10 protein-coding genes are annotated in these 11,356 nt (G+C 54.8%); 5 read left to right on the plus strand and 5 right to left on the minus strand.

Features of this window, described 5'->3' with window-relative positions; genetic code table 11:
• Window positions 1-42: 42 nt before the first annotated feature.
• Window positions 43-819: an alpha/beta hydrolase gene (locus PsW74_RS01095; RefSeq protein WP_063287569.1), complete on the minus strand. Its 777-nt coding sequence runs from the start codon at window positions 817-819 to the stop codon at window positions 43-45.
• A 188-nt stretch (window positions 820-1,007) separates the two neighbouring features.
• Window positions 1,008-1,517 (minus strand): hypothetical protein, encoded by a 510-nt coding sequence (locus PsW74_RS01100; protein WP_063287568.1) that lies wholly within the window; start codon window positions 1,515-1,517, stop codon window positions 1,008-1,010.
• Window positions 1,518-1,554: 37 nt separating this feature from the next.
• Between PsW74_RS01100 and PsW74_RS28785 the strand changes: the two genes are divergently transcribed.
• The 5 genes from PsW74_RS28785 to PsW74_RS01120 all read left to right on the plus strand — a co-directional run bounded on the left by PsW74_RS28785 (window position 1,555) and on the right by PsW74_RS01120 (window position 6,616).
• Window positions 1,555-1,725 carry a hypothetical protein gene (locus PsW74_RS28785; protein WP_193775926.1) on the plus strand — a complete coding sequence of 57 codons (171 nt, stop codon included), beginning with the start codon at window positions 1,555-1,557 and terminating at the stop codon, window positions 1,723-1,725.
• Between the two features lie 70 nt (window positions 1,726-1,795).
• Window positions 1,796-2,887 (plus strand): patatin-like phospholipase family protein, encoded by a 1,092-nt coding sequence (locus PsW74_RS01105; protein WP_208987777.1) that lies wholly within the window; start codon window positions 1,796-1,798, stop codon window positions 2,885-2,887.
• A complete protein-coding gene (locus PsW74_RS01110; RefSeq protein ID WP_063287567.1) occupies window positions 2,884-3,783 on the plus strand; it encodes an alpha/beta hydrolase in 900 nt (299 codons plus the stop codon). Before PsW74_RS01105 ends, PsW74_RS01110 begins: the two co-directional genes overlap by 4 nt.
• 23 nt (window positions 3,784-3,806) lie before the next feature.
• Window positions 3,807-5,360 carry an MFS transporter gene (locus tag PsW74_RS01115; RefSeq protein WP_063287566.1) on the plus strand — a complete coding sequence of 518 codons (1,554 nt, stop codon included), beginning with the start codon at window positions 3,807-3,809 and terminating at the stop codon, window positions 5,358-5,360.
• A 299-nt stretch (window positions 5,361-5,659) separates the two neighbouring features.
• Window positions 5,660-6,616, plus strand: coding sequence for a serine hydrolase domain-containing protein (locus PsW74_RS01120; RefSeq protein ID WP_063287565.1), 957 nt, complete (start codon window positions 5,660-5,662; stop codon window positions 6,614-6,616).
• A 110-nt stretch (window positions 6,617-6,726) separates the two neighbouring features.
• On the opposite strand, the gene PsW74_RS01125 is transcribed toward PsW74_RS01120, so the two are convergent.
• The 3 genes from PsW74_RS01125 to PsW74_RS01135 all read right to left on the minus strand — a co-directional run.
• Entirely contained in the window at window positions 6,727-7,908 is a 1,182-nt protein-coding gene (locus PsW74_RS01125; protein ID WP_063287722.1) for a pyridoxal phosphate-dependent aminotransferase, read from the minus strand.
• A 372-nt stretch (window positions 7,909-8,280) separates the two neighbouring features.
• Window positions 8,281-9,597, minus strand: coding sequence for an HlyD family type I secretion periplasmic adaptor subunit (locus PsW74_RS01130; protein ID WP_063287564.1), 1,317 nt, complete (start codon window positions 9,595-9,597; stop codon window positions 8,281-8,283).
• Window positions 9,590-11,356, minus strand: a 1,767-nt coding sequence (locus PsW74_RS01135) for a type I secretion system permease/ATPase (protein ID WP_343286477.1), incomplete at its 5' end; no start/stop codon positions are given. The genes PsW74_RS01130 and PsW74_RS01135, both read right to left, overlap by 8 nt.

The raw sequence follows: 11,356 nt of genomic DNA on the forward strand, positions 1-11,356 counted from the left end.
GCTATCCTCTGGCATCTGGCCCAGACGAAACGAGCAGTCTACTCACAGTTTCTGCCTCAACCAGTCGAGCACCTTGGCAGCTGTCTCTGGCCACTGGTCCTCAAACTGGATGTAGTGGCAGGCCCCGTTGACCGCAAGGAAGTCCGAGTTTTCGTAGCGCTCCGCCATCAATCGCGCGGTGCTTGGCGTCACAGCCTTGTCCTCGGTTCCCGAAACGAAAAGCAAGGGGCAAGAGACCTTGTTCGGGTCAACAAACGTGGTTTGGCGAACGTCATACATCCAGAAGACAAACTCGAAAAGCACCCGCCCGGATTCGGAGCAGAGACGCGCATGGATGTCCCGTTGTAAATTAGGCGGCAGCGTGTTGAACCCATACTTCGTCAGAAGCTCGAAATCCTGCTCCAGGGCCTGCTCCCAAAATGCGCCAGCCGAAATGAGCAGCTTGCCAAGTTCGCGCTCCCCGTCCGTCGTTGGCAAAATGCCATTCACAATGCTGCTGTTGAGAAGAACCCCTGCTTTTATGGCGCCCTCAGCTGCCAGCAGCTGCGCGATAACCCCGCCGATCGAGTGCCCGACAACAACCGGCGCCTCGTCAATCTTTTCAATTGCTTGCCGGACATCCTCCACATAATCCGCGATACTCACTCCGACAAGCTTGTCATCGCGTTCCGGCCCAGGTGGCAGGTCATGATACCGGTAGGTGAGGCTGTGGCAGACATACCCGGAAGCCTCGAAGGACATACGGACAGTGTCCATCGTCCAGGCCGCAGCGTTGGTGCCGGTCAAAAGCAGGACTGGAGGTAAAGAGCTGTTTGGCATCTGAAGCTCCTAAGAAAGGAAGGGGCCAAACAGTGCCCCCACCATAGTTGCTTTATCAGGTCAGGCTCAACGAATTGTAAGCGTTGCGTAAGATGTTACCGGTCCACCTCGTCAGCTGGTTCGAGCCAGAGCGGGCTAGCAAACAGCAGCATGCCGCTGCATAGAGCAACGGCTGCTATTTGAAGTCACTAGGGCTTCTTTGTGGATCGCAAAATCTCAGCCAAGACCTGTTCGGCAAATACTTCGGGGTTTGCCACCGCAGTGCCTACCCACTCGTCTTTAATAATGATCTTACCTGTCCTTGCCTCAATAACCGTTACTGTGCCAGCCATGGAGGATGCACCAGTACCGAAGAGAACATCATATCCCATGTTGGAAATGAAGAAGCTCCGCACCGTGACATCAACGTTGACTCGTGTCGGACCATGCAAGTCTTTCAACTTGGTCTTTAAGGCCCTCTTTGTGGCTTTAACGATGATGTCTTTATCGTAGTCTTTGCCCAAAACGTTGTGGAGCCCTTGGTATTTCCAATCGCCAGTCACAGTCAGCTTTGCAACATTTACGCGGGCTTCTTCAACGTCTTTAGCCGTAATGGTTGTTTGGCACGCTGCCAGTGAAAGCCCAACCATAGCAAGCAGAGCTACGTTTCGCAGGTTCTTCAGCTTCTGTGCGAAGCTGTATAATAGTTTGTTTTTCATTGAGTTATGACTTCATTGCATCGAGGCCGAAATTGTAATGAGCCATAGTGTCAGCGAAGGCTTGCGCCTGAGTGATTTCTCTCGCCTTTCAAAAGCACGTTTTTCTGACAGGCTTTATGTTTTCTTTGGAGGTTCGCGCCTAAGCTTCATCCGTGAGGTGGGCTTTTTCGGGCCGCTCATCATCACGTCTGTTCTCTGGTTTGGGTGAGAAAGAGGTCTTTCTCTAACAGCTGGAGTGCGCCGGGGGAATGCAGGAAACCCTGTCGGAAGGACGGTAGATGACACAAGGAGTTGGCCTTGTCATGCAAGGCGGTGGAGCTCTTGGAGCCTATGAGGTCGGTGCGCTCACCCGCATTTATCAGGCAGGCTTTGAGCCGGAAATCATCGCTGGCACCTCCATTGGTGCGCTGAATGCGGCTGTCATTGCGGCCCCAAAGCTCGGCGACCCTATCGAGACCCTTCACGCCCTGTGGGAGCATCTGAGCCACGCGCCCGGCTTCATATGGCATTCCAGCCAGAAGCTGCTGCGTGCCAGCATGGGCCATCCTCGTTTTTTCAAGCTGCACCCGCCGTCTTTCATGAGTGAAAATCGCCCCAGTATCTACGACATCACCCCTGCGCTTGAGACCATGGAAAAGTTTATCGACTTTGAGCGCCTCAACAGTGAGGAGGCACCACGGTTGGTGATCACAGCAACCAACGTGGCAACAGGGCAGATTGAGCGGTTCTCCAACCGGGATCACTACCTCACCTCCAAACACATCATGGCCAGTGGATCTCTGCCTCCGGGCTTCCCACCAATTGAGCTGGACGGCCATTATTACTGGGATGGCGGACTTTACGACAATACGCCGATCCGTTCACTTCTGCGCATACTGGATGACTACCAGGTCTCCCATATGCCAATCTTCCTGATCGAGCTGTTCTGTCCGGAAGGCATCATTCCCACCACAGTAGAAGAAGCGGTCTATCGCATGACGGAGCTCATGTTTGAGGACAAGTTCTGGCTCATGCTGGACGGCGACAAGTGCGCTCAGCATTACTCGCATATGCTCTACGATCTGGACAAACTGGTGCCTCAGGATTCTCCCATCAGAGACTGTGATCACTACCGTTCGCTCATGAAAATGCGCGCGATCTCCCACATCATCACCGTAAAGGCTGAGCACAATGCACTGACCGGTGTGGTGGATTTTGAACCCAAGAGCATCAACGAGCGCATCAAGACCGGATATCTGGCTGCGGATCAGGCGTTGATCAATTACGCCGACCGTATTGAGGCCATCATATCGGCGACGTACGAAGGCCATATGACCGACAACACCCATTCAGAGCACAAACCGCACCCGGACGAAAAGAGGTGCCAATGAGTGAGATTGACGAAAGCAAATATGACAGCGGCGCCTATGAGAGCAAATGGTTCGAGGCTTCCGACGGCATCAAGCTCAATTACCGTGTGTATGGCAATGGCACCTCCCGAAAACCCGCAATCATCGCCTTGCCGGGCCTGACCCGCTGCGCGCGCGATCTGGACCCCATGGCGGTCCAGCTAAGCGAGACCTACAAGATCTACGCACTGAACCTGCGCGGGCGGGACTTATCCGACTATGACCCGGATTACCGCAACTACAACACCACCGTTTACATCCGCGATATCTACGAGTTCTGGAAGTCCATTGGAGAACAGCCCGTAGTGCTGCTCGGCTCCTCCCTTGGCGCTTTGCTTGCCATGCTGATGGTGGAGGACCACCCGGATATGTTGGCTGGCACAGTGCTCAATGACCTTGGCGCTACAATCGAGTTTGCTGGCATGTCGCGCATCTTTGGGTATGCCGGACAGCTGGAGGACGAAGAAGAGCTGAGTGCAGTGGTCAGCACCATCAAAGAGCACGTAGGCAACCAATTTATAAACTTACCGGAGGACCAGTGGGAGCGCATGGCGCTGTCCATGTATGGTCGCAAAAACGGCAAATGGCACCATCGCTACGACGACAATCTCGGCGTTGCACTCTGCGAGAACAAAGAGAACTTCCGTGATCTGTGGCAGGCTCACCAACGTGCCGCCGACCTTGAGCTTCCTGTCCTGTCCATTCGCGGTGAGCTGTCGGATGTCACCACTGCCGTTACCATCCGCTCCATGAAGAACATGGCCCCTTACATGCAATCGGTGGATATTCCCAATCGCGGGCACTGCCCCTTATTGGATGAACCGCAATGCATAGAAGCGCTGATGGGCTTCATGGCTCAAATTGAAAACCGTGCCTGAACCGTAAACGAGTGGAGGCAAGCATGGCCCGCAAACATCTGGTTTTGTTGAATATGATCGGGGCACTCGCTCTGGTCATGATCGATCAGACTGTGCTGGGCATTATTCTGCCATCCCTTCAGCGAACCTATGCCTTTGGTCCGGTGCACCTGCAATGGGCGGTCAACGCCTATCTGATCGCACTGGCCTCTATGTTGATGTGTGGTGGCTGGCTGGGCGATAAATTCGGCTACTTCACCTCCCTTCGCATCGGTGTGGCACTGTTCACAGCCGCCTCGCTCGCCTGTGCCTACGCCCCGACGGGCGACATATTCATAACTTCCCGCGTGTTTCAGGGGCTCGGCGCCGCATTGATGCAGCCTGCGGCAACGGCTCTCGTGTTTTCCTCTTATCCGGCGGATGAAAGGGGCAAGGCTCTGGCACATTATGTCGGCGCAGGCCTGGTCTTTATGGCAGCAGGGCCACTGGTGGGCGGTACGTTGGTGCAGCTGTTCTCATGGCGGCTGGTGTTCTTGCTCAACGTACCCATTGGAGCTGCTGTCCTGATCATGGCCTTTGCCATCGGCAAGGGCAAAACCTCCAGAGAAACCGGTAATTTTGACTTTCTGGGTGCAGCTCTTTTTGTCATGGCATTGCTGGTGTTCACCGTTGCAGTTCAACGCTTGGGCGATTATCGCCTCACATTGGGGGAAGGGGTCGTCTCGCTTGGGTTCATAGCCCTGATTTGTTACCTGCTGTTTGCCCGCAGGCACCGTGTCGCGCAGCCATTCATCCAGTTCTCCCTCTTTGAAAACAAGGTCTATCTGGGTTGCTGTCTGCTGCTCTTCTGCATTCCGTTTGGCTTGTTGGCACAGGTGGTGTTCGGTGCCGTTTTCCTGCAAAACGTCTTGAGCCTGACGCCCTTTCAAGCAGGCCTTTCCATGTTGCCCGTGGTGCTGACAATCATCATTTGCGCTCAGTTCGGGGGGCGTTTGGTGGGCAAAATCAATTTCCGCAATCTTGCAGTTTGCGGCAGTCTGGCCATGGGGGCTGGTTTCTTGATGCAGGCTCTGGTGATCCACTACAACAATCTCTGGATGCTGTTTCCCGGAATGATGCTGATGGGGGCGGGACTGGGCTTTCTCATCAGTTCCGTTTCCACGGAAGCGCTTTCCCACGTTTCTCTGCTCGCCCGTGCCCGCGCCACTGCCTTGCTGCAAACCTGCCGGCAAGTGGGCGGGGTGTTTGGCATTGCCTGTGTGGGGGCTCTTATCAACTGGCGGGAAAAGACGATGATTTCCGCTGCGGCTGAGCTGATGGAGCCCAATGACAAAGACCGCGAACTGCTGCAGTTGCTGCTCTACAAGTTCATGGGTGATCAACCCGCCGCTGCCGCCTTGCTGCACGAGCGTTGGCCGCAATCGCTTTACATCCTCAAAGCAATCAGCAGCCGAGCACTTGCAGATGGCTTTTTCTTCAGCGCACTGGTTCTGGCTGGTGCCGCTGTCATGTCTCTTTGGGCCTTCAAAGGCCACACACCAAGACAAAGACCACCAGCCTCAAAGTCCCCGGCACCGGAAAAGCCAGCAGATGATTAGTGCGAAAGTCCCCGTGCAAGAACCGAAAGCCACAACCTGACGCATTGGCGCCATTTTGTTTGCTTACAGGTTTGGCCAAAATTAACTGCACAGACCAATCTCTCCTTCATCTTCTTAGGCGTATGCTCTCAGGGTAACCGGAGCGATGCCCCGGCGATTTGCATAAACACCTTGGCACCACCTGATTTTAAGACGGCTTCTTGATGCATCTACGGACACTAACAGTTTTGGCAGGACTTTTGGCGCTCAGTGGCTGCAATGAGTCCACGCCCCTTCAAAAATCAGCCCCACAAGCAGATATGATTGCAAAGTTGGACGAGCACGCAAAAGGTATCCAACGCGGCAATCCGGATGCAAGCCTGAGTGTGGCGGTGGTTCGTGAGGGAAAGGTGGAGTTTATCCGTCTCTACGACAAATCCAGCAGAGGCAAAACTGTGGTTGGAGCACAAGAACCGATTTTTGAGGTTGCCTCCCTCGGCAAGCCCGTCTTCGCCTATCTGACGCTGAAACTGGTGGATCTGGATATCCTCTCGCTGGAGCGCCCGCTCTACCAATACGCCCCGGATCTGTTTGAAGGCTCTGACCCACGATTGAAGCGCATCACCGCTCGCATGCTGCTCTCTCATACCTCAGGCCTTGCCAACTTTGATGAGAAAGATCCGCTGAAACTGCGGTTTGATCCGGGGACGGAGTTTACCTATTCCGGTTCCGGCTATGCCTTGTTGCAGCAGGTGCTGGAACGACGAACGGGGCTGAACCTTGAGACGCTGGCACGCATCCATGTGTTTGAACCGCTTGGCATGTCATCCTCCAGCTATCTCTGGCAGCGGGCCTACGATTACCGCATCCGCTTTGGGTATAATGCAGAGGGGGACCGGATAACAGACAAGCGGAAACCCGCCATCGGCAATGCGGCATGGAGCCTGCACACCACGGCTGGAGATTACGCCCGCTTTCTGGTTGCTATGATGGATGAGGCCGCAGAGCCCGAGCTGAAAGAGCGCATGTTGCAAACCCACAAGACTGTGACTGGCAAGATCGGCTGGTCTATGGGGTGGGGGCTTCAGGCCACCAAGCCAAACAGCTCCATCTGGCACTGGGGCAGCAATCCGGGCTATCGCTCCTACACAGTTGGTTATCCGCAGGAGGATATGGGGATTGTGGTGCTTTCCAACAATGAGAAGCTCTTTGAGAAGATCGAACCGCTTATTCTCCATACAATAGGAGGGACACTGCCCTCCTATCACTGGTTCTAAAGCAGTTCGCATTTAAGTTGAAACACCTGAACTGCTTTAGACTTTGTTTTTGCGTATCTTTATCCGAAAACCGGTTTCCACTTTTCGGAGATACGCTATAGCCTACTGGATCACGCCGTTTCCCGCGCATTGGCAAGGTATGGAGACAGCCGCGCCATGGCTTCGTTGAGCTGCTCATCCGTTTGCGCAAAGCAAAGGCGGAACCAACCCGGCTCTCCAACAAGGAACGCATCTCCCGGCGCGAGCCCCACCTTGGCCTTTTCAATCAGCATGCGGGCATAAGCGACGGAATCCGTCACGCCCTCCACCTTGAAATAAGCATAAAAAGCGCTTTCTGGCACCGGACAGGTTACGCCCTCATGGGCGAGCAGGCGCGAGCACACCAGATCTCGTGCGTGCTGGTAGTTCTTTGCCATTTGCGCAACAAACTCCTCGCCCTGCTGAAGTGCAACCACAGCTGCTCGCTGAGAGAACGGCGGGGCACTGGCGATGGAGAACTCGGCGATCTTTTCGACAACAGGCGTCAGGCTTGGTGGCAAGGTGAGCCAGCCTAAACGCCAGCCAGTCATGGCCCACGATTTGGAAAAGGAGTTCACCACAATCAGGCGATCCTCCGGCTCGGACACCTCAAGAAACGATGGAGCTGCCTTGCCGGAATAAACTGTACGGGCATAAACCTCATCAGAGATCAGCCATGTGCCACGTTCGCGCAGAACTTCCATAATCCGCGCAATCTCATGTTTGGTCAGCATAAAGCCAGTCGGGTTGGACGGTGAGTTGAGCAACACCACCTTTGCGCCCCTGGCAGTTTCCAAAAACCCCTCCACATCCAGTGACCACTTGCCGTCCTTGACCTCAAGGGAGTGGGTGACCGTGCGGGCACCTTGCAGCTTGGGAATGGAGAGCAGGTTTGGGAAGGCGGGCGTCAGCGTGACAACGGTATCGCCTTCTTCCAGCACACACTGAAAGGCCAGATTGAGCGCGTTGCCGCCGGAGACTGTGACCGCAACACGATCCACGCCGATAGGCTTGTTGTAAAGCTCACTCATATAGCCTGAGATCGCCTCTCGCAAATAAGGCCGTCCGAGGCCTTCTGCGTAAAACGTTTCTCCCGCGGACAAAGACCGTGCCGCCTCATCACAAATGAATTTGGGGGTAGGGATGTTTGGCTCCCCAAACCACAAAGGAATAAGACCCTCCACGCTCATGGCAGTATTTGCCAGCTCTCGCGTGATGGATGGAGGAACCTGAATTGCGCGGCTTACCAGCCCTTGTTTTGCTATACTCGTCAATATGTTGCCCGTCCGCCCGGATTTCAAACAATGATCAACCTCAGTGAGCCTTGGGATCGAAATAAGACCCAAAGCACCACCGTCCTGAAGTCTATTCATATATCAGCAAATAGAAATTTCCAGGATAGAGATTTCGTCAAGAGTTTGCGAGGGAAAGAGCCCGTGCAGTACTCGCACAGGGCGGCGGCATAGCACCACACGGGCCTTCACATACCCGGAATTAGGGTTCCGGGCTCTCGGGAGGAGGTTGCTGAAGCAACAGGAGCGGCCATTGCTTCAACTTCTCACAACACACTGGGGCTATGGCTTTTGGGTATATCTTTGCCTGAAAACCCATCTTTCAGAGATATGCCTGGATCAGCCCCAGGAGCATCAAGTCTCTCTCATCGCATGTGCGATCTGGTCCATCATTGGTTTGATCAGATAGGACAGAACAGACCGGTCTTCTGTCTTGATAAACGCCTCAACCGGCATGCCCGGAATGAGGGATTTGCCGTCCAAACGCTCCAGTTCCTCTTCAGGAATGGCCAGCTCAGCCAGATAATAGGTGCTGCCTGTGCGCGGGTCCTGCACCAGATCGGGCGAGATGGTTTTCAGCCGCGCCTTGAGTTCCGGTGTGGTGCGCTTGTCAAACGCGGGCAGGCGAATGGTTGCTTCCTGATTGGGATTGATCTGATCCACATCCACCGGCTGCACTTTAGCTTCCACGATGAGCTGGTCTTCTTCCGGCACGATCTTCATCACCACTTCGCCGCCCATGATGACGCCGCCGATGGTGTGAATGGCCAGATCAAACACCTTGCCGTTTTGAGGTGCTCGGATTTCCGTCCGGCGCAGCTCGTCCTGCGCTGCAATGCGTCGTTCTTCGAGCTCAGAAATCTGGGCGCGGGTTTGTTGCAGTTGTTCCAGATTGTTGGACCGTAGTTCCTCATCTGATTGTATGATCATGACCCGGCGTTCGCTGATCGCTTCTCCAGAGCGGGCGATCTGGGCAATGATGCCGCCAAGCTCACCTTCCAGAGAGCTACGCTCACGCTGGAACGCCATGACACGGGACTCGGTCACCAGTTTCTTTTTACGCAAAGATTCCAAGCCACCCAGTTCGGTGTTGATCAGGTCCACTTCGTTCTGTTTTGCATCCCGCTGCAGTTCTAGGCCGTCGATCTGCTTTTCAAACTGGCCGATCTGGGTTTCCAGCTGCTCTTTCTTGCTCAGGTGATTTTTCTGCCGCGCTTCCATCATGTTGCGCTGGGTTTCTTCAATCATCATCAGATGCGCACGGTGCAAAGGAGATTTCGCCCGTTGCTTGAACGTAATCTCAGTGCGGCCCTGTATCTCGGAGGTCAGCCGGGATTCCTGCGCATAAAGCTCATCCAGCTGATTGGTCAGCACAGCCAGATTGGAGCGGGTGAGAGTATCATCCAACCGCAGGACAAGTTCTCCGGCCTTCACCGGATCGCCGTTCTTGACGAGGATCTGGTTGACGATGCCGCCATCGCGGTGCTGCACGCTCTTGGTGCTGGTTTCAACAACGATGGTTGCCGGAGCAACAACCGCGCCGGAAATTTCCGTCACAACTGTCCAGGTGCCTGCACCGAAGATGAGGAGTGCCGCCAGAGCGCCGCCCCATTTGAGGTGACGGGTGATGCTTCCGCCGATATCGTAGGAATTGTCGGTATTTCTAGCCATTTAACACCACCTCCTGCGGCTTGCGAAGCGGAGCTATCACCTGCTTCATGATCTTGTCTTTTGCACCAATGGCTTCCGCTTCACCCTCATTCATCACAAGGATCTGATCGACTGCTGATGTCGCTGCCGGACGGTGTGCCACCACGATGACGATGGAGCCACGCTCACGCATATCGTGGATAGCGTTGGTCAGCGCTGCTTCGCCTTGCGCATCTAGATTGGAGTTTGGCTCATCCAGCACGATCAGGAACGGGTTGCCATAAAGCGCACGCGCCAGTGCAATCCGCTGACGCTGACCACCAGAAAGACCGTTGCCAGTTGCGCCGATGACAGTGTTGTAGCCTTCCGGCAAGCTCACGATCAGGTCGTGCACGTTGGCCATGCGGGCGGCTTCAATCAGCTTGTCGCTGTCTTCATCCGGCTTGAAACGCTGGATGTTCTCCGCGATGGTGCCATCAAAGAGCTGAATGTCCTGTGGCAGATAGCCGATGAAATCACCACGATCCATCGCGCTCCACTGGTCCAGCTCAGCGCCATCAAAACGGATCGAGCCTTTCAGAGGATTGGTAATGCCAACCATCGCTCTCGTCAGCGTTGACTTGCCAGACCCCGAATGCCCGATGATACCCAGACCATCGCCTGCTTTCAGTTCCAGAGAAACGTTTTTGACGAAGGCTTCTCTGGCTGCGATTGGTCCACAGGACAAGCCTTCAACAACAACCGACTCCTGCGGGAACGGAATGGACACCCGCTCTTTTGGCTTTGCCTGTGAGGCGAAGATTTCCTGAAGCCGCGAAATGCCAACTCTGGCGGCCACAAATCCACGCCAGTTGACGATTGCCATCTCAACCGGAGCCAGTGCACGGGCCGTCATAATGGAGGACGCGATCATCACGCCTGCAGAGACTTCCTGCTGAATAACCAGCCACGCCCCAAGGGCAAGAATACCGGACTGCAGCATGAACCGCAGGGTCTTGATCATGGTGGTGAAGATGTTGGACCGGTCAGAGGCTGCCCGCTGACGACCAAGGAAGACATCATTGTTGTCCTCCCACCGGTCCCGCAAATGGTCGATCATGCCCATGGCCTCAATGCTCTCGGCATTGCGGCGGCACGCTTCAATCAATGTGGTCCGCTTGTTGGCTTCAACAGCTGTGTTTGCAGCCGGGCGACGAGAGGATAACTCGTTCAGCGCAATCAAGGCGCAGATGAACAACGCGCCAATGAGAGCCGTGGTGCCCAAAAGCGGGTGAAACAGAAACACGATGCCCAAATAGAGCGGCATCCATGGCATATCGAAGATCGCGGAAGGACCGGAGCCGGACAGGAACTGCCGGATGGAGTCCAGGTCGCTGACAGGTCTGGAGCGTTCGCCCTCAGCGCCCATAACCAACGGGACACGGGTCGATGTTTCAAAGGCCAGACCGGTGAGCTGCTCATCCACGTGTTGACCAACACGAAGCAACAGCCGGTTCCGCAGACCATCCAGAATTCCGTAGAAGATATAAAGCACAGCCACAAACAGGCTGAGAACAACAAGCGTTGGCACAGAGCTGCTGGACAAGACGCGATCATAGATCTGCAGCATGAACAAAGGGCCAGTCAACATAAGCAGGTTGATTAACATGCTGATGCCACCAATGCCCCAAAACGCCCGATAGAGTTTGCGAAAGGCGTTGGAAATGTAGGATGTGTGCTCTTGTAACGGCTTACCCAAAATACCCTCCAGCTTGTTGTTTTTATGCTGGGTTGGTTCGGG

The sequence above is a fragment of the Pseudovibrio sp. W74 genome, assembly GCF_001623085.1.
Taxonomy (GTDB): Bacteria; Pseudomonadota; Alphaproteobacteria; order Rhizobiales; family Stappiaceae; genus Pseudovibrio.